Source organism: Paenibacillus marchantiophytorum (assembly GCF_014640555.1).
GTDB lineage: Bacteria > Bacillota > Bacilli > Paenibacillales > NBRC-103111 > Paenibacillus_E > Paenibacillus_E marchantiophytorum.
Window position 1 is genome coordinate 55,639 of sequence record NZ_BMHE01000023.1, and the last position, 17,702, is coordinate 73,340.

The 17,702-nt window shown below is 49.0% G+C and carries 18 protein-coding genes; 12 read left to right on the plus strand and 6 right to left on the minus strand.

Annotated features, from left to right (window positions below; translation table 11 throughout):
• Positions 1-19: 19 nt before the first annotated feature.
• The 5 genes from IEY34_RS20625 to IEY34_RS20640 all read left to right on the plus strand — a co-directional run bounded on the left by IEY34_RS20625 (position 20) and on the right by IEY34_RS20640 (position 4,297).
• The gene (locus IEY34_RS20625) at positions 20-1,231 is read left to right on the plus strand and encodes a GTP-binding protein (protein WP_189014648.1); all 1,212 of its coding nucleotides are present in this window, start codon (positions 20-22) and stop codon (positions 1,229-1,231) included.
• Between the two features lie 22 nt (positions 1,232-1,253).
• Positions 1,254-1,403: a 50S ribosomal protein L33 gene (gene rpmG / locus IEY34_RS20630; protein WP_189014650.1), complete on the plus strand. Its 150-nt coding sequence runs from the start codon at positions 1,254-1,256 to the stop codon at positions 1,401-1,403.
• 752 nt (positions 1,404-2,155) lie between these two features.
• Positions 2,156-3,169, plus strand: a complete 1,014-nt coding sequence (gene ltrA, locus IEY34_RS20635) for a group II intron reverse transcriptase/maturase (protein ID WP_229757749.1) — start codon at positions 2,156-2,158, stop codon at positions 3,167-3,169.
• Positions 3,141-3,476, plus strand: coding sequence for a group II intron maturase-specific domain-containing protein (locus IEY34_RS36890; RefSeq protein ID WP_229757750.1), 336 nt, complete (start codon positions 3,141-3,143; stop codon positions 3,474-3,476). Before ltrA ends, IEY34_RS36890 begins: the two co-directional genes overlap by 29 nt.
• Positions 3,477-3,838: 362 nt before the next feature.
• Complete coding sequence (locus IEY34_RS20640; RefSeq protein WP_229757751.1) at positions 3,839-4,297, plus strand: hypothetical protein; 459 nt, start codon at positions 3,839-3,841, stop codon at positions 4,295-4,297.
• Between the two features lie 82 nt (positions 4,298-4,379).
• On the opposite strand, the gene IEY34_RS20645 is transcribed toward IEY34_RS20640, so the two are convergent.
• From IEY34_RS20645 to IEY34_RS20660, 4 genes are all read right to left on the minus strand, one after another.
• Positions 4,380-5,279 (minus strand): fumarylacetoacetate hydrolase family protein, encoded by a 900-nt coding sequence (locus tag IEY34_RS20645; RefSeq protein WP_189014652.1) that lies wholly within the window; start codon positions 5,277-5,279, stop codon positions 4,380-4,382.
• A gap of 55 nt (positions 5,280-5,334) precedes the next feature.
• The gene (locus IEY34_RS20650; RefSeq protein WP_189014654.1) at positions 5,335-6,108 is read right to left on the minus strand and encodes an SDR family NAD(P)-dependent oxidoreductase; all 774 of its coding nucleotides are present in this window, start codon (positions 6,106-6,108) and stop codon (positions 5,335-5,337) included.
• Positions 6,109-6,122: 14 nt separating this feature from the next.
• On the minus strand, positions 6,123-6,872 hold the full coding sequence (locus IEY34_RS20655) for an IclR family transcriptional regulator (protein ID WP_189014656.1): 750 nt from the start codon (positions 6,870-6,872) through the stop codon (positions 6,123-6,125).
• 645 nt (positions 6,873-7,517) lie between these two features.
• Entirely contained in the window at positions 7,518-8,240 is a 723-nt protein-coding gene (locus IEY34_RS20660; protein ID WP_189014657.1) for a FadR/GntR family transcriptional regulator, read from the minus strand.
• A 103-nt stretch (positions 8,241-8,343) separates the two neighbouring features.
• Here IEY34_RS20660 and IEY34_RS20665 point away from each other — a divergent pair, with 103 nt between their 5' ends.
• The 7 genes from IEY34_RS20665 (at position 8,344) to IEY34_RS20695 (ending at position 16,167) form a co-directional block, all read left to right on the plus strand.
• Complete coding sequence (locus IEY34_RS20665) at positions 8,344-9,759, plus strand: FAD-linked oxidase C-terminal domain-containing protein (protein ID WP_189014658.1); 1,416 nt, start codon at positions 8,344-8,346, stop codon at positions 9,757-9,759.
• Positions 9,752-11,065, plus strand: coding sequence for a (Fe-S)-binding protein (locus IEY34_RS20670; RefSeq protein WP_189014659.1), 1,314 nt, complete (start codon positions 9,752-9,754; stop codon positions 11,063-11,065). The genes IEY34_RS20665 and IEY34_RS20670 overlap by 8 nt, the downstream gene beginning before the upstream one ends.
• A 497-nt stretch (positions 11,066-11,562) precedes the next feature.
• Entirely contained in the window at positions 11,563-12,135 is a 573-nt protein-coding gene (locus tag IEY34_RS20675) for a class I SAM-dependent methyltransferase (RefSeq protein ID WP_189014660.1), read from the plus strand.
• The gene (locus tag IEY34_RS20680; protein ID WP_189014661.1) at positions 12,135-12,806 is read left to right on the plus strand and encodes a phosphatase PAP2 family protein; all 672 of its coding nucleotides are present in this window, start codon (positions 12,135-12,137) and stop codon (positions 12,804-12,806) included. Before IEY34_RS20675 ends, IEY34_RS20680 begins: the two co-directional genes overlap by 1 nt.
• A 256-nt stretch (positions 12,807-13,062) precedes the next feature.
• Positions 13,063-13,764, plus strand: coding sequence for a response regulator transcription factor (locus IEY34_RS20685; RefSeq protein ID WP_189014662.1), 702 nt, complete (start codon positions 13,063-13,065; stop codon positions 13,762-13,764).
• Positions 13,757-14,902 (plus strand): sensor histidine kinase, encoded by a 1,146-nt coding sequence (locus tag IEY34_RS20690; protein WP_189014664.1) that lies wholly within the window; start codon positions 13,757-13,759, stop codon positions 14,900-14,902. Before IEY34_RS20685 ends, IEY34_RS20690 begins: the two co-directional genes overlap by 8 nt.
• Entirely contained in the window at positions 14,899-16,167 is a 1,269-nt protein-coding gene (locus tag IEY34_RS20695) for an adenosylhomocysteinase (RefSeq protein WP_189014666.1), read from the plus strand. Before IEY34_RS20690 ends, IEY34_RS20695 begins: the two co-directional genes overlap by 4 nt.
• A 358-nt stretch (positions 16,168-16,525) precedes the next feature.
• Here the strand turns inward: IEY34_RS20695 and IEY34_RS20700 are convergent, their stop codons facing one another.
• Positions 16,526-17,206 carry a TIGR00266 family protein gene (locus IEY34_RS20700; RefSeq protein WP_189014668.1) on the minus strand — a complete coding sequence of 227 codons (681 nt, stop codon included), beginning with the start codon at positions 17,204-17,206 and terminating at the stop codon, positions 16,526-16,528.
• A 167-nt stretch (positions 17,207-17,373) separates the two neighbouring features.
• Positions 17,374-17,619: a hypothetical protein gene (locus IEY34_RS20705; protein ID WP_189014670.1), complete on the minus strand. Its 246-nt coding sequence runs from the start codon at positions 17,617-17,619 to the stop codon at positions 17,374-17,376.
• Between the last annotated feature and the right edge of the window lie 83 nt (positions 17,620-17,702).

Sequence of the window (17,702 nt, forward strand, 5' to 3'; positions counted from 1 at the left end):
AGGAGATCTGAAACCTGATATGAAGTCAACTGATAAGAAAATTCCTGTTACTGTTTTGAGCGGATACCTTGGGGCAGGGAAAACGACTGTACTGAATCATATTTTACATAATCGTGAAGGCTTGCGTGTTGCGGTTATCGTGAACGATCTGAGCGAAGTGAATATCGATGCGGAGCTGATCCGTGACGGCGGCGGCATTTCGCGGACGAGCGAGACGCTAGTGGAGATGTCGAACGGCTGTATCTGCTGCACCCTGCGGGACGATTTGCTCAAGGAGGTGGAGAAGCTTGCCAAAGAAAATAGGTTTGATTATATCCTTATTGAATCGACAGGCGTTGGTGAGCCTCTGCCGGTAGCGCAGACTTTCACTTACATTGACGAGGAACAAGGCGTAGACTTAACGCAATTTTGCCGTCTTGACTGCATGGTAACGGTCGTTGACGCTTATCGCTTCTGGCACGATTATGCTTCCGGAGAGACGCTTCTGGATCGCAGCCAAGCGGTAGATGAGACCGACACCCGTGATGTCGTAGATCTTCTCATTGATCAAATCGAATTCTGCGATGTCCTGATTCTGAATAAATGCGACCGGGTTAGCGAAGCGGATCTGGAAGAATTGGAAGGCGTGCTTCGTACACTGCAGCCTAGAGCCAAATTCATTCGCGCAGAGCATGGGGCTGTTGCTCCCGCGGACATTCTGAATACGCATCTGTTTAACTTCGATGAGGCGAGTACCTCAGCCGGCTGGATGAAGGAAATGGCCAAAGAGTCGCACACGCCGGAAACAGAGGAGTACGGCATCGCTTCCTTTGCCTACGAACGGGCTAAGCCGTTTCATCCTGAGCGCTTAATGCGTTGGATGAGAGACTGGCCAGCTGAAATCGTCAGAGCCAAAGGGATCATGTGGCTGTCAACACGCAATGATTTTGCCCAAAGCATAAGTCAAGCAGGCCCCTCCGTTCGCTTCGGTCCGACCGGATACTGGGTCGCAGCACTTCCGGAAGAAGAGCAGGAAGCGATTCTCATGGAGGACGCTGAGCAGCTTACGCACTGGGATAAGCATCATGGAGACCGCATCAACAAAGTTGTTTTTATCGGGATGGACATGGACCGGACTGAAATTACCGAATCTTTGGATGCTTGTTTATTGAACGAGGCGGAAATGCTGGAAGACTGGGCGCAGTACGAGGACGTGCTGCCTAACGCAATCATGGAAGTAGAAGCAGGTTAATAACCCCAAGGAGGTGAATGCCATGAGAGTTGTCGTGACCTTGGCGTGTACAGAAACCGGCGATCGGAATTACACAACAACCAAGAATAAAAGAAACCAACCGGCAAGGTTGGAACTGCGCAAATATTGTCCCCGTTTGAAGCGTCATACGCTGCATCGTGAGACACGTTAATCATGGGAGGCGATCCGATCGATTGTGCCCGTCTTTCTTGATAAGATGCGGCAAGGCAGCAAATCAGGCAGCTGAATGTAGCTGAAGGTGCTTATTTGTACGAATAAATCTAAGAGTTTTGGAGTGAATGCGGAGTTGCTACAGCTGCCTCGCGCGGACGGAAGGGAACTACAGGGCGCTATTCTAGCCAAAAGTGTCAATATAGCGAGGTTGAGGGAACTACAGTCCGCGAGCGACCGCGGTAAAGTCGTGTAATTTAGCAGGTGGAACTCCTGCTTGGAAAGGCAAAAGCCATGCCACCAATAACGAGTCTTGGGCTACCGCCAGTAATGTCGGGTGCTAAGCGTAGACAGTTAGGTAGTAGGCCTGAAAGTGATGGAGCCTCGAAAATAGTTGCAATGGGAAGGCCGACAGTTTGCGTACACTGGAAGGCAACACTTGATTTAGCGAAAAAAAAAAAAAGTGGTTAGCGTAATCAAGCTTCCCCGGGGTCATAGAGCCAGGCATGCTACACAATGATTGCACGGGAACCTGGGAGACCCTGCGACTCTTTCATGAAGGAGTACTTGTTAGGAAAACACATGAGAGTATGGCAAACAACTGATCAAAAAGGAGAATGCCAAACGGTGCGCAGGGAGTCGGATAGCTGCATAGTACCAGAGAAACCGATGTAATGTCGGCGGAGGGAAGGCGCTACATGTTACCGATCTTGGTAGAGACACATTTACAGCACACAGAGGCGGAGAAAAAAAATGGAAACGAAACTAGCAAGAATAGCAGAGATTGCCAAAGCAAGACCGCAAGAAAGGTTCACAGCCTTAGCCCACCTAGTTAATAAACAAATGCTGATGGATAGCCATACAAAGCTACCAGCAGACAAAGCGACGGGAATCGATAAAGTCACGAAGGATGCATATGGAGAGCAGCTTGAGGAAAATCTGGACGATCTCATAGCGAGAATGAAACGTAATGCGTACAAACCTCAAGCTTCTCGAAGGACATACATCCCAAAAGATAAGAAAAGCATGCGCCCGCTAGGTATCCCTTCCTACGAGGATAAGATCGTACAACACGGAATAAACCAGATTCTGCAAGCGATTTACGAGCAGGATTTCATGGAATATTCGTTTGGATTTCGACCCGGAAGAAGCCAACATGATGCCATTAGAGCGCTCGACCGGATCATCATGAAAGAACCCATACGTTATGTGGTTGATGCAGATATTCGCGGCTTTTTCAATCACATGGATCATGAGTGGATGATGAAATTTCTGGCGCATCGTCTAGCTGACCCTAATCTCTTAAGACTGATTAAGAAGTTCTTAAAAGCAGGAATTCAGGAGGACGGAGAGTTGAAGCCTACGGATGAAGGAACACCGCAAGGGGGAATCATTTCGCCGATCTTATCCAACATTTATTTGCACTACGCACTTGACCTATGGTTCGAGGTGACAGTGAAAAGAGAATGTGTTGGAAGGGCAGAAATGGTGCGCTACGCGGATGATTTCGTGTGTTGCTTTGAACAGGAAAAGGATGCGAAGCGATTCTACGAGGCATTGGTTGTAAGGCTGAATACGTTTGGGTTAGAAATCGCAGAAGAGAAGACGAAAATTATCCGATTCGGAAGGCAGTCAGAAGTGGCATGCAAAGAGGTAGGTTTAAAGAAACCAGAAACCTTTCGACTTCCTAGGGTTTACGCATTACTGGGGCAAAGGGAAGAATGGGCGCTCAAGACTCATGAGGAAAACGAGCGCAAAGAAATTTAGGGCGAAAGTAAAGGACATCAAGGCATGGATTCGGAGCAACCGACACAAGGCAGAAGCGGAATTCATGGAAACCCTGCGAAGCAAATTAGTTGGACACTACAATTACTATGGTGTGTCGGACAACATAAAAGGGATCACATCCTACCTAAGAGCAGTCAAAAGACTGGTACTGAAGTGGAGAAACCGAAGAAGTCAGAAGATAAGCTTCACGGAGGAAAAGTTCGCGATGTTCATGACCCGAAACCCATTTCCGAAACCACACATAACTGTGAATCTATTTGCAAAGAAAAGCAACTCTGTAAGGTAGCGTGAAGAGCCGTATGCCTTAATTGGGCACGTACGGATCTGTGAGGGGTAAGGGGCACAATCCAAGATGGAAAGGCCCCGCCTACTCGACTATTTTGCTGTTTCATGGGAATTTGAACACTTCTTCTGGAAATAAGACCCTGTAGTTCCGCTATGCCTCTCGCATCCCTACTTTTTGCCTAATTAGCGTCCTCTAGTTCCCTTACAAGGTTGTGCCGCTAAGGATCTATCAGGGCTAAGGTGCATGGACTCGAAGACCTAGCCGCAGGCTAAGTCTTTCTTAAAGTTGCTGACACCTTGCTGTATGCTAGGGAATCGTAGTAAATTTAGGTTCATACGTACGCAAGTGGGAGGGACAAGTTCATGTTGCCTGTGAACCAAGAAGATGAACAACGTGAATTCGTGATAACCCGCCATTCTAAGGGGCAATGGGATCGCCGGGAACAGGAACTATTGCAGTGGTCAGATCGCCACAAACCTCGCAAACATCCCAAGAAAACACTCCTCTTGGAGCAAGTGGATGTGGATGCAGAGCTGCATAGAACGTTAATTTTGCTGCGCGACAAGCATGTACAGACCGAATTCTCCTGTGCCGGAGTGAGTTTGCTGGATGAACCAGAAGATCATTCCTTGTATGCTTACATGACCTTAATTGCTTCCAAAGAAGCTGAGAGCTTTATTCATACAGCCATCAAAAAGATGAAGCATCGCTTGCTGGTAACCTTTGAGCCTGAGCGAAATCGGTATGATTTATCATCCTTTTACATCGGTCACAACCGCTCCTTCTGTCGCTTGCTGGAACGAAGTGCTGAATTGTTTTGAAAGAAGAAACCCCCGCAATGCAGAGCCGCTGGATGAGGATGTGCCTCTTCCAATGGCTTTCATTTGGGGGTTTTTGCTTATTTTATTCGTTGATTAAACGGTTGGTCAAACTTCCTAGCTTCTCAATGGATATGGTCACAACATCCCCGTCTTGCAGGTAAACGCGCTGATCAACAGGATCCCCGAGAACGACGCCTTCCGGAGTCCCCGTCAAAATGATATCGCCCGGATTCAACGTCATATGCTGTGAAATATAGCTAACAATTTCGTCACAATGAAAAATCATATCGGACGTATGCGAGTTTTGGCGTACTTTGCCATTCACGGTCGTGCTGATCGTGAGATCATTGGGATTGCCGACTTCGTCAGCGGTGACCAGATAAGGTCCAAGCGGACTGAAGCCATCGCAGGATTTGCCGAGCAGCCACTGCGAAGTTCGCATTTGCAAGTCGCGCGCTGAGAGATCATTGACACAACAGTAGCCGTACACGTGCTCGTAAGCTTGTTCTTTGGCGACATACTTAGCCTGTTTGCCAATAACGATAACGAGTTCCGCTTCATAATCGACTTCTTTGGTTACGCGAGGAAGCGCGATGTCATGGCCATGCCCTGTGAGCGTGTTGCTGAATTTGTTGAAAAGGATCGGCGTTTGCGGAATCGGCGCATTCGTTTCTTCGGCATGCTTGCGGTAGTTCAGCCCGACACAAATGATTTTGCTCGGATTCGTGACGCAGGGACCGTAGTCGAGTGAGTCTTCACTGCGCAGCAAAGATGCGCTAGCTTCACTTTTGAGTGCTAAATGTACGAGCTTCTGTAGGGCTTCATTCGCAGTTGTACCGCCTAGAATGGCCTCGTGAACGGTAAGAGGAACGCTGAAATCGGGCGAAAGTTGTTGAAGCGCTTGTTCGATATCCAGTACGCCGGAGTCCGTGTGGACACCCAGTTTGAGTTCATTTTGTGAGCGGAAAGTAAGCAGCTTCATAGTTAAATCCTCCTAGAAATGAGATATGTATGAGTAGAGAAGAGCGGATAAGCCGTTAAGCGTTTTTGCCGAAGGTAGCGCCACCGTCGATATACAATGGTGATCCCATCATGAATTTGGATTCGTCAGAAGCAAGGAATAAGGCCGCTTGCGCGACATCCTCCGGTCGGCCCAACTCATTGCTGAGTTGTCTGGTTTTCAACGAGGCGATAGCCGCTTCTGGATCATCGTAAGAGGTACGGAGATAATTCTCGACGAAAGGGGTCAAAATGGTTCCCGGCAACAGCGCATTCACCCGTATGCCATACGCGGCGTAGTCGACCTGCATGGATTTGGTCAATGCCAGCACCGCGCCTTTCGTTGCCGCATAAGCCGCTCTTCGGGCCAGACCAATTTCTGCGATGCAGGAGGACATATTTATGATTGAACCGGATTGACGCTCGATCATATGAGGCACGACGTATTTGGATGGCAAGAATACGCCTTTGACATTAATACTCATGATGCGATCCCAGAAATCAGGTTCCAGCTCATGAAGAGCGCCAACGCCGCTGATGCCGGCATTGTTGAACAGCACATCAATGCGGCCATCAGCCTGGATGATGTCATCCACCATCTGTTTGACGGAATCTGCTTGCGTCACATCGGCCTGAATGAAGCGGGCCGTGCCGCCTGCTTGGGTAATTTCTTGAACGGTTTCTCGACCTTTAGTCTCATCGAGATCGTTCACAATAACGTGGGCGCCTTCTCGCCCGAATAGGAGCGCTGAGCTTCTGCCAATGCCGGAGCCTGAACCTGTGATAAGAATGACCTTGTCTTGTAATCGCATCTGAATTCTCCTTGTTAATCGGATAATTGGTGAGCTAACTGACAAACTTCTTCGATACAGATCTGTTTCTTCTGTTCCCATTGCGGCAGCATCATGGAGCAGCTGACAGCGGCTATCACTCGCCCTTGGGCATTGCGAATCGGCGCTGCTGCACAATTGAAGCCGATGACGGCTTCTTCGAAATCCAAGGCGTAGCCTTGTTCACGGATGTCTTGCAAGCTAATCTTCAATGCGTGTGCAGTCGTCATGGAATTCACCGTCAAATGAGCAAAGGGCTCGTTGCTGGGTGAATACAGCGAATTAAAGTCATCGTCGCTGAGGTCAGCAAGCATGACCTTGCCGAGCGCTGTCGCATGCGCGGGCAAGCGCATGCCGGGCTCGGATGCGAGACGAACAGGTGTAAGCGCTTCCTCTTTGGCGATATAAAGAACTTCGATGCCATCGAGCTTCGCAAGTTGAAAAGATTCGCCTAGTCTTTGCTTGGCAATCGCGGCCTCCTTGTGGAAAGCTTCGTTCAAATTGCGCTGCTGCGCAGCCGCATGACCGAAGCGAGACAGCTCGCGCCCCAAACGGTACGTTTCGCCGGCTTCCTTCTCGATCCAGCCTAGGTTCTCCAGCGTTAACAATAGGGAGTACATTGAGCTTTTGTTAATCACTAGCGTTCGTGACAAATCGATGAGTTTCAGCTTGCCCGGATGCAGTGAAATTTCTTTGAGAATTAGGTGGGCACGCTCAATAGCCGGAACTCGGTATTTATCGTCCAAAAAAGGGCCTCCTTGGTGTGGGGATATTCAGTTTGGTTTTATATGAAAAACCAAGTTCAACTTATAAAACCATTTTATCATATAAGATGTGAAAAAACGAGGGCATGTGGCGAATTAACTTGATGTTTTGGAGCGTTTTGGCTACTGATAGGAGCCTCCAAAGGCTCTTATTCCTCGCAAACATCCGCATCCCACGCAGATAGCAGCCTCCAAAGGCACTTAATCCTTCAAGTAGCTAGCTTTTCCGAACCAAAACTACAGATAAGAGCCTCCAGAAGCTCTTATACATCGCAAACATCCGCTTCCCACGCAGATAGCAGCCTCCAAAGACTCCTATTCCTTTAAGTAGCTAGCTTTTCCACGTTCAAACCACGGATAAGAGCCTCCAGAGGCTCTTATTCCCTGCTAACACCCGCATCCCGCGCAGATAGCAGCCTCCAAAGACTCTTATTCCTTCAAGTAGCAGCCCTCCCACCCCTGAGCAGCAAGAAAAATTGTTTAAGGTTGTTAATCAGCGTTAAGTCAGCGGCTGGAGGCGAAGTTAGGTTTTTAAGGCTGTTTTACAGCCTTAAAGCAGGAAAAGAGCGAGCTCAGCAGCAAGAAAAAGGTGCATTAGAGTTGTTAAGCAGCCGCAGGTTATGGCCATTAACGAGAGCCAGCGTCCAGCTTGTGAACGACGCGGTCGACTTTCAAAATATGCTGCATGACCCGATCTTCGGCCAGTTTCACATGCTGGAGTTTGATCGCTTCGTAGATATCCTTGTGCTCTTGGATCAGCAGCTCGACGGAAGCCCGTTCTGCAAAAAACCAAAGCCGGCGAGACTCTTTCATGCTTTCCTGCAAACGGTCGGTCAAAGATTCCATCATGCTGACGAATAACGAGTTATGGGAGGCTCTGGCAATGGTGAGGTGGAATCGAATGTCAGCCTGCTCGCTAAGGGATTCGTCCCCGATGGCCGCTTCCATTTCCTGAATGGTCACCTCAAGGAGCCGCAGGTCTTCCTCCGTACGCCGCTCTGCAGCAAGAGAAGCACAGCCTGCCTCGATAAATTTACGCACCTCCAGCACTTCTTGAAACGACTCCGTCTGATAAAAGAAACGGCCCGAACCCGAATTGTCGCCTTCCTCGCTGGGCAATGTCAGGCTAACGAACGTCCCCCCGCCATGGCGAATATCGACCCAGCCCATCGCTTTCAAGGCACTCATCGCTTCGCGGATCGTAGAGCGGCCCACCTCAAAGTTCGCCGCTAGCTGATCGACAGTAGGGAGTTTGGCGCCGGGTAGATAGGTACCCGCTTGAATTTGCTGCTTTATATGGGTCATCACGATCTCAGAGCCTTTTTGCGGCTTGATCTGTGGGAATGTCATAGGAAAACCTCCAGAAAAATGGCTATACAATGATTCTATTATACGCTAATATAAGAAAAAAGTCATCTGATGACATGATGACTCCGAGAGGGAGGCATGTATCATGCTTGAAAACCAAGTGAAAGCTAAACTTCGTGGTATCGTAGGCGACGCCTATTTTAAAGATGATATTGAAACGCTTGTCACACATTCCTACGATGGGACCCCTATGCTGCAACAGCTGCCTGAAGGGGTTATTTATCCGCAAAATACGGCCCAGGTATCGGCCATTATGAAAGTTATGAGCGAGCATCAGATCCCGCTGATCAGCCGAGGTTCCGGGACGAATCTATGCGGAGGCACCGTTCCCGTACAAGGCGGCATCGTGATGGTCATGCATCGGATGAATGCCATACTTGAAGTGGACATGCAGAATTTAACCGCGACTGTGCAGCCAGGAATAATTACGAAGACATTTATTGAGCATATTGAGGGTTTGGGACTTTTTTACCCACCTGACCCGAGCAGCATGGCGATCTCTACGATTGGCGGCAATATTGCCGAGTGTTCCGGAGGCTTGCGCGGGTTGAAATACGGGACTACCAAAGATTACGTCATCGGACTGGAGTGCGTGCTGGCTTCTGGGGAGATTATGCGTACGGGCGGCAAATTGATGAAAGACGTAGCGGGTTATGATTTGACGAAGCTGCTGGTCGGTTCGGAAGGAACCCTTGCGGTTATTACCGAAGCAACGTTGAAGCTCATCCCTCCTCCTAAGCATAAGAAAACTATGCTCGCGATGTTCAAAGATATGTACGGAGCGGCACGCACGGTATCTGCGATTATTGAGAATCGGATCATTCCTGCCACGCTGGAATTCATGGATAATCCGACGATTCGTGTGGTGAACGACTTCGCGAAGCTGGGGCTGCCACTCGACATGGAGGCTATTCTGCTCATTGAGCAAGATGGCGAGTTCGAAACGGTGGAGCGGGATATTGCCCGAATCTCGGAAATTTGCCAGGAAGAGCATGCGGATCAAATCAGCATCGCCAGCAATCAAGAAGAAGCGCTGAAGCTGCTTACAGCTAGGCGAAGTGCTTTCACGGCGCTGGCTCGGCTTCGTCCCACGACAATTTTGGAAGATGCGACTGTACCACGTTCCAAAATCGCCGAAATGGTGCAGCAGATTAATCGCATTGCGAAGAAGTATGACGTGCAGATATGCACTTTTGGCCATGCCGGGGATGGCAATTTGCACCCGACAGCGACTACGGACGCCAGAAATCATGATGAGATCGAGCGCGTTGAGGCCGCTTTTGAGGAAATTTTTGAAGAAGCGATACGTTTTGGCGGTACGATTACGGGAGAGCACGGCGTCGGGCTCGTTAAAGCGCCATTCCTGGAATGGAAAGTTGGAAGCGCAGGGATCGCCATCATGATGAATATTAAACAGGGCTTCGACCCTTTGAACATCCTCAATCCGGGTAAAATGTTTGCCAAAGAGTCCAGACGCAGGGTGGTGATTGACCATGTCTAATGCTACGGCTAAGTCGCTCCAGGAATCACTGAGATTGAAGCTGGATTATGATCAGCTAACGAACTGCATGCGCTGCGGTTTCTGTTTGCCGGCTTGTCCAACCTTCAAGGAAACCGGTGTGGAAGCGGAATCCCCGCGTGGACGAATCTCTTTGATGAAAGCTGCGGTTGACGGAATTATGGAACCGAATGTTCGATTCGAGGAGCAAATGGGCCATTGTCTAGGTTGTAGAGCGTGTGAACCAGCGTGTCCAGCGGACGTCAAATATGGTCAATTGATTGAACAGGCGAGGGATGCCATCGAGGATCACACCACACAGCACCGAACTTGGGTAAAAGGTGTGCGCAAGGTCGTTTTTGGCCAGCTGTTCCCTCATCAGAATCGCATGAAGCTGCTAGGCAAGGGGCTTAGATTTTATCAAAAGTCAGGCGCCCAAACTCTCGCACGAAAAACTGGCGTCGTTGGTCTATTTTCCAAGCAGATGTCCGCGTTGGAAAACGTTTTGCCCGAAGCGGCTGGGAAGGGCGTTGTGGATCAACTAGGAACCCGAGTTCCTGCGATTGGGGAGAAAATAGGTACCGTCGGCATGTTCCGCGGATGCTTAATGGACGTATTGTTTACGGAAACTAACCGTAAAACCGTACAGCTGCTGGCCAAAGCCGGATTCGATGTGGTGATCCCGGAAGCCCAGAACTGCTGCGGCGCCCTTCACGCTCATAGCGGAGAGATGGATCAGGCTAAGCAATTGGCTCGCCATAATATTCGCGCTTTTCAGGAAGCGGGTGTGGATTATATTGTGTCGAATGCAGGCGGATGCGGCGCGATTCTGGTTGAGTATGATCATTTGCTGCATGACGATGCCCAGTGGCAGGAGCAGGCGAAGTGGTTTGCGAGCAGGGTGAAGGACATCAGTACAATTTTGTTGGAAAAAGGTCGCCCGCTCACCTTCACAGAAGGGCCTGGCGTTCGTATCACGTATCAGGATTCCTGCCATTTGCGCAATGTAATGAAAGCCGGGGAGTCCCCACGCAAATTGCTTAAGCAGATGCCTGGCGCGACTTTCGTCGAGATGAAAGATGCGGGGTCCTGCTGCGGATCCGCCGGCATTTACAATTTGACTCAGCCGGATATGGCGAACACGATTCTCGACCACAAGATGGATCACGCCAAAGCTACGGATGCCCATTACATCGTGACCAGCAACCCTGGTTGTTTGCTGCAAATGAAGCTGGGCATTGATAAACATGCCCCTGGTTCGCCGATGCAAGCTGTCCATATTGTGGATTTTCTTTATGAGCGGGTGTAGTTGAATAGAAAAGAAGGGCCTATCTCTTAGTCATGGATGACTAAGGGGTAGGCCCTTTTTGAAGATATAGGGTTGGAGTGAACGAAGAGTTACTCCAGCTGCCTCGCGAGGAGGTAAGGGAACTACAGTTCGCTATTCTAGCCATAAGAGTCATTATCGCGAGGTATAGGGAACTACAGTTCGCTATTTTGCTGTTTGGTGGAAAATTCAGCGCTTTTCGTGGAAATAAGGTCCTGTAGTTCCGCTACTACCCTCGTATTCCTGCTATTTGCCAAAATAGCGCCTTGTAGTTCCCTTCTAAGATTTGTCCCAAATCAGAGGCGGATCTCTCAGGCCGGCGAAGCTGGTTTTCTTATTACAGGAGTGTCCACGGGGAGCCTCTACTGGCTATTACTTCAAAATTTCTTCAGAATTCCTTTACTTTTTCCTTCGCATATTCTGCAGAATATTTCGTTACGATAAAGGCATCGAATGGTAACGAGAGGAGAGTTTTTCCCATGATTAGAGCGATGCAAGAGCAGCTGTTATTTCTGTATAAATTCATGCGTGCGCCGAGCCAGATCGGGAGTGTCACGCCGAGCTCTGTGTTTCTGGCCAAAAAAATGCTCGAGCCCGTTCAATGGAATCAAGTTAGGAGCGTTGCCGAGCTCGGAGGCGGCACTGGCGCCATTACCAGACATCTGGCACAGGTTCTGCATAAAGAGGCCAAAGTACTCGTATTTGAAAAAGACCAGCAGCTGCGCAGTCAATTGTCCGCCAGGTTTCGGGACTTTGCCTGCTATGCCGACGCTTGCAGCATGCAGTCTGCCTTACGGAGAGAAGGAATCGATGAGCTAGATTGCATCTTGAGCGGCCTCCCGTTTTTTAATTTTCCGCCGGCTCTGCGTGAGCAATTAATGAACCAGATCGAAACGACGCTGAAGCCAGGCGGCTTATTCATCGCCTTCCAGTATTCGCAGCAGATGCGGAAGCAGCTCAGCCAGCGATTTGACATCGAGCGCGTTCATTTTGTCCCTCTCAACGTTCCGCCTGCTTTCGTATACGTCTGCCGCAAAAGGGGAGTATCTTGATGGGCGCGGAAAAAACCGACGCCAACAACATCCAATCGAAGCTTGGCACATATCTTCCGCTTCTTTGGCTGTTTTCGATTCCGGTTTTGAACGTATTCTATGGTCGTCTGAATAACGGCAGCGGCGATGTCGGTAATCTGATGACTGATTTAGATAATCTGATCCCTTTTATTCCCGTATTTATTATTCCCTACTTGATCTGGTATCCGTTCATCTTCGGCATGTTGATCGTCATGTTTCTGAAGGATAGAGCCGTCTACTACCGCAGCTTGATTGCCTTGTGCGCAGGGCTTATCTCCTGTTACCTTATTTATGCAACGTATCAAACGACCGTACCCAGACCGCCCCTAATTGACGACAGCTGGCTAATCGGGCTTGTGAAACTCGTTTATGCGACCGATAAGCCGTTCAACTGCTTCCCGAGCATTCATGTCCTGACCAGCTACATCGTGCTGAAAGCATCTTATCGCTGCAGCTTTGAGCGAAAAGCGCGAACGGCGATTGTCATAGCCGCATGGAGCATCATCATCTCCACTTTGTTCGTGAAACAGCATGCGATTCTTGACGTTGCCGGGGCTATTTTATTGTCCGAAGCGCTTGTTTTCACCCTAAAGCTTGTACGTTTTAGTAACCGTAAACCATCGAAGGAGGCTCGCTTTCATGAACTATGAATGGCTGTGTTCATTCTAACGTATTCGGGTGATGAGATTGAGCCGCAAGAAAAAAATGGGAAAAAATTTATGTTTTTCGGAGACGCTCGTTCAAAAATATGGTAGCTTTGCAATAGGACTGGACGCTAAGTGGGCGATCATGCACGGGAAGTCGGCACCCTATTTTACGAACACGGTTTACGCTTGCTCTGGCTGCCTTTCGTGCTCTTAGCCGTGTTGGCTTATCTGAAAATAACAAACCTGGGAGTGATCCAGCTTGACAATAAGTGTGCTCATTGCAGACGATGATCCGGAAATTCGCGACGTCATTCGTATTTACTTGAAAAATGAAGGCTACCGCGTTTTTGAATCGGAGGACGGCGTTCAAGCACTTGAGCTGCTGCACCGCGAATCGATCGATTTGATCATTCTGGACGTCATGATGCCGAATATGGATGGGATTAGAGCTTGCTTCAAGATTAGAGAGATGACGAAAATTCCGATTATCATGCTCTCCGCAAAAAGCGAGGATATCGACAAAATAACGGGGCTTACGACCGGGGCGGACGACTACATGGCGAAGCCGTTTAACCCGCTGGAGCTGGTCGCAAGAGTCAAGGCGCAGCTGCGCAGGCAAACATTTACCGGCGCGGCCGAAACTCAGGCCAAAGCTTCCGATAGGAACATAGTGGAGATCGACGACCTGGTTATTCACATAAACAAGCATCTTGTGACGGTGCACGGCAGAGAGGCGCTACTTACACCAATCGAGTTTTCTATTTTGGAACTGCTTGCCAGCCATCGTGGACAGGTATTCAATGTAGAACAAATTTATAGGAGCGTTTGGAAAGAAGATAAATTTTTGTCTGACAATACCGTGATGGTCCACGTGCGCAACATTCGCGAGAAAATCGAAGATAATCCGCGTGAACCGCGATTTATCAAAACGGTTTGGGGAGTGGGATATAAAGTTGAATAGAGACTTCCTTTCCCTCTTGAACTGGAAGAAGAGCATTAGGCTGCGCTTGCTCGGATCGCTTCTATTTAGCCTGGTCGCTGCTTTTTTCGGAACGTCCCTCATCAATGATTTTTTGAATTTTATTTTGCCGCAGATTATCGTCATGAAGAGTGAAAGTGAGGCTCTTTCCTTTGCTAACGCAGCCTTGTCTTTCCTCTCGTTCTTATTTTTCTTTTTACTTATCTTTTTCTTTCTGATGCGTCCTATCGTCAGGAAAGTGAGAACTCTTGCCGACGGCCTCATGGCGATCGCGAATGGGGATCTCAATTACCGGGTGCCCCTGCCGGGCCAAGATGAGCTTGGGGAAGTCGCGCAGAACATCAATTACATGGCTGAGCAGCTTCAGAGCATGATGAAGAGAGAGCGCCAGATCGAGACATCAAAGATGGAGCTGATCACGCACGTATCTCATGATTTGCGCACGCCTTTGACGAGCATCATCGGCTATTTGAACCTGCTCAAAAATGACGATTACCAGGATCTGGACGAACACAAACGGTACATCCATAATGCCTTTAACAAGACCCAGCAAATGAAAAAGCTGATCGACGATCTGTTCGAGTATACTCGTCTTACCAGCGGAGATGCCAATCTTTCCTTCCAGGTGATCGACCTCAACAGCCTTCTGGAGCAAATTATCATCGAGTTCGAGCCGATCGCGCAGGAGCTCTCCCTTGCGATCAGGAAGGATTGGGAACAACAGTCCCTATTTGCCCATGTGGATGTTGAAAGGCTGGTACGGGCGATCGATAACCTGCTCATGAATGCCCTCAAGTTCTCCTTGAAGCCAGGTGAAATCACGGTTCGACTTGCCGAGCGCGATCATCTTGTTGTGCTTGCGGTTGAAAATTGGGGAAGTCCGATTACCAAGGAGCAGGAAAAGCTTTTGTTCGAGCGTTTTTATAAGGCAGAGCCATCCAGGCGTGATCGCGACGTGCCTTCGGGTGCAGGACTCGGTCTATCGATTGCGAACTATATCGTCGAGCTGCACGGAGGAAGAATAGGTCTGAAGCATGCGAACGGGCATTTCACCTTTTTTATCGAGCTGCCGAAAGCGGAACAAATAACGAAGTACAAGGGGAGCGAGGAGTTAATATGAATTCGAATGCCAAGGAACGCAGTAAAATCCGGGATATCGCATTGGCGGAAGAAGGCCGGCTTAAAATCGAATGGGCGTGCGCGCATATGCCTGTTCTGAGTCGAATTAAGGAACGATTCGTCATCGAACAGCCTTTTAAAGGATTGAAAGTCGCCATATCGCTTCACTTGGAGGCGAAGACGGCTTATCTTGCGAAGGTCATTCAAGCAGGCGGTGCACAAGTGACGATTACAGGCAGCAACCCTTTATCTACCCAAGATGATGTTTGCGCAGCGCTCGTTAGTGACGGCATTACCGTCTATGCCAAATATAATCCGGATCCGCTGGAGTATAAACAGATGCTGATCGATACAATCGAAACAGAGCCGGATTTGATTATTGACGACGGCGGGGATTTGGTAGGCATTCTGCATACCGAACGACGCGATTTGTTAGGGAAGGTACGCGGCGGGGCTGAGGAAACGACAACAGGGATATGGCGTTTGAAGGCGATGGAAAAGGAAGATCGGCTCGAATTCCCGATGATTGCGGTGAACGACGCGTTCTGCAAATATTTGTTTGACAACAGGTACGGTACGGGGCAATCGGTGTGGGACGGGATTAATCGGACGACTAATCTAGTCGTAGCTGGTAAAGTCGTCGTCGTGGCAGGCTATGGCTGGTGCGGCAAAGGCGTAGCCATGCGTGCCAAAGGCTTGGGGGCGAAAGTCGTGGTCACGGAAACGGACTCGATCAAAGCCGTTGAGGCGTACATGGACGGTTTTGAGGTTATGCCTATGCAAGCAGCGGCCCCAATCGGCGATATTTTCGTCACGGTTACCGGTAATAAGGATGTCATATGCGGTAAGCATTATTTTCTGATGAAGGACGGAGCCATTCTTACGAATGCGGGCCATTTTGATGTGGAAGTCAATGTGAAGGATCTCGAAGACATCGCCGTTTCGCAACGGACTGTCAGGAAAAACATCGAGGAGTATACGTTCATCGACGGTCGCTGCGTCTATTTACTTGCAGAAGGGCGGCTCGTTAACTTAGCGGCGGGCGACGGTCATCCGGCAGAAATCATGGATATGACTTTTGCCCTGCAAGCAATGTCGTTGAAATATGTGAACGAGCATTATCAAAGTCTCGGCAGTAAAGTCATAAATGTACCGTTCGAGTTGGACGAACAGGTAGCGCTCTATAAGCTGGACTCGCTTGGTATTGAAATCGACAGACTAACGGCGGAACAGCAAACTTATCTTGCGAGCTGGGCGGAGCATTAACTTCAACCCCGGAGCTTCTTATCAAGAGGCAAACAATCCCAACAAGAAATGAAAAGAACCTAGCCGCAGGCCTCAGGCTAGGTTCTTCATATATGTTTTTGGAGTGACGCGGAGGAATGGGAACTACAGTCCGCTATTCTAGCAAAAAGTGGATGATCGCGACCGAGAGGGAACTACAGTCCGCTATTTTGTCTTTTATAGGAAAATTCAGCGCTTTTCGTAGAAATAAGACCCTGTAGTTCCGCTACGACCCTCGTATCCCTGCTATTTGCCAAAATAGCGCCTTGTAGTTCCCTTCTAGCTAAGATTTGTCCCAAATAAGAGGCTTATCTCTCAGGGCGGCGAAATCATGGCCTTTTTAACGTCCACCCGGAATAAACTGCTTTAACCAGCCACCGAAACTTTTGGGATTGCGTGTTTGAATCAGTACGACACCTTCCCCACGGAATCGGCAGACTACGCCTTCTCCGCTCGTAACGCTGGATAGCCAGCCTTTGGCCGCTTTTTCGATGGTGTAGTGGGTATAATCCGGCCAAGCGACCAGATGCCCATTATCAATGACGACCTCTTCACCTGGTGAAAGGTTAATGGCATGAATTGCCCCGTAGGACGATAGGAAGACGGTGCCTTTTCCGCTAATTTCCACGATGAAAAAGCCTTCGCCCGACATAAAGCCGCTCATCAGATTCTGCATCTTGGTATTGACCTGGATGCCGGAGGTGCCGGCGAGGAAGCCGTCTTTTTGCACGAAAAGCTTGTACGATCCATCCAGTTCGACGGCCTCAATGTCGCCGATTACAGCTGGCGCGAGCAAAACCTCTCCTGGTCCTCTGGAAGGGGTTAGTTCTTGAAAAAAGAACTTCTCGCCGCTGAGCATTCGGCCCAAACCTCGCATAATACCGCCATCGACCGTTCCTTTGAGCTCCACATTAGGCGACATGGAAACCATGGCCCCTGCCTCAGCTTTGATGTTCTCTCCTTGTTCAAGCTGTACTTTCAGCATGGGAAAAGCACCTTTATACAGGATTTCGTGTTTCATTGTTAACCTCCAAGTAGGGTTGAATTTTGTGATGAATGCTACTTATCATTTTTTCCCAGTATATCATATTTCGTGAAAGGACTATTTGGATTGGCGGGTGAAAGTAAAAAAAGCCGCTTCCCGGCGGTTTGTACCGCGCCTGGGAGAGCAGCTTCATTTGTTATTAACTAAAACGAATTGATCGAGGACATCACGGTACCAAAAATGATCACAGCAAAAAGAATATAAAGCACAATCCCGATAGCGGCCCAGATTAGGCTGGCCTTGGCATAATTGGCTTTGTTCGGATTCTCCCCGCTGCTGAATGCCCATACGAATAATAAGATAATGTTCACAATTGGAATCGCGAGCAGCAGGATCGTTAACATCCAATTCTTCACGCTAAGGACAGGTGCGGTTTGTTGTTCTTCCATAATCAAGCTCAACTCCCTCTCACGTCATATACGTTAACTGTATTGCTCAGCTGTTGTATATATGCCACTGAGTACTGTCGCTC

What these genes read in the sequence shown, in the direction of transcription:
- IEY34_RS20625 (WP_189014648.1), top strand. Translation starts at nt 20, where the DNA reads ATGAAGTCAACTGATAAGAAAATTCCTGTTACTGTTTTGAGCGGATAC.
- rpmG (WP_189014650.1), top strand. Translation starts at nt 1,254, where the DNA reads ATGAGAGTTGTCGTGACCTTGGCGTGTACAGAAACCGGCGATCGGAAT.
- ltrA (WP_229757749.1), top strand. Translation starts at nt 2,156, where the DNA reads ATGGAAACGAAACTAGCAAGAATAGCAGAGATTGCCAAAGCAAGACCG.
- IEY34_RS36890 (WP_229757750.1), top strand. Translation starts at nt 3,141, where the DNA reads ATGAGGAAAACGAGCGCAAAGAAATTTAGGGCGAAAGTAAAGGACATC.
- IEY34_RS20640 (WP_229757751.1), top strand. Translation starts at nt 3,839, where the DNA reads ATGTTGCCTGTGAACCAAGAAGATGAACAACGTGAATTCGTGATAACC.
- IEY34_RS20645 (WP_189014652.1), bottom strand. Translation starts at nt 5,279, where the DNA reads ATGAAGCTGCTTACTTTCCGCTCACAAAATGAACTCAAACTGGGTGTC.
- IEY34_RS20650 (WP_189014654.1), bottom strand. Translation starts at nt 6,108, where the DNA reads ATGCGATTACAAGACAAGGTCATTCTTATCACAGGTTCAGGCTCCGGC.
- IEY34_RS20660 (WP_189014657.1), bottom strand. Translation starts at nt 8,240, where the DNA reads ATGACATTCCCACAGATCAAGCCGCAAAAAGGCTCTGAGATCGTGATG.
- IEY34_RS20665 (WP_189014658.1), top strand. Translation starts at nt 8,344, where the DNA reads ATGCTTGAAAACCAAGTGAAAGCTAAACTTCGTGGTATCGTAGGCGAC.
- IEY34_RS20670 (WP_189014659.1), top strand. Translation starts at nt 9,752, where the DNA reads ATGTCTAATGCTACGGCTAAGTCGCTCCAGGAATCACTGAGATTGAAG.
- IEY34_RS20675 (WP_189014660.1), top strand. Translation starts at nt 11,563, where the DNA reads ATGATTAGAGCGATGCAAGAGCAGCTGTTATTTCTGTATAAATTCATG.
- IEY34_RS20680 (WP_189014661.1), top strand. Translation starts at nt 12,135, where the DNA reads ATGGGCGCGGAAAAAACCGACGCCAACAACATCCAATCGAAGCTTGGC.
- IEY34_RS20695 (WP_189014666.1), top strand. Translation starts at nt 14,899, where the DNA reads ATGAATTCGAATGCCAAGGAACGCAGTAAAATCCGGGATATCGCATTG.
- IEY34_RS20700 (WP_189014668.1), bottom strand. Translation starts at nt 17,206, where the DNA reads ATGAAACACGAAATCCTGTATAAAGGTGCTTTTCCCATGCTGAAAGTA.
- IEY34_RS20705 (WP_189014670.1), bottom strand. Translation starts at nt 17,619, where the DNA reads ATGGAAGAACAACAAACCGCACCTGTCCTTAGCGTGAAGAATTGGATG.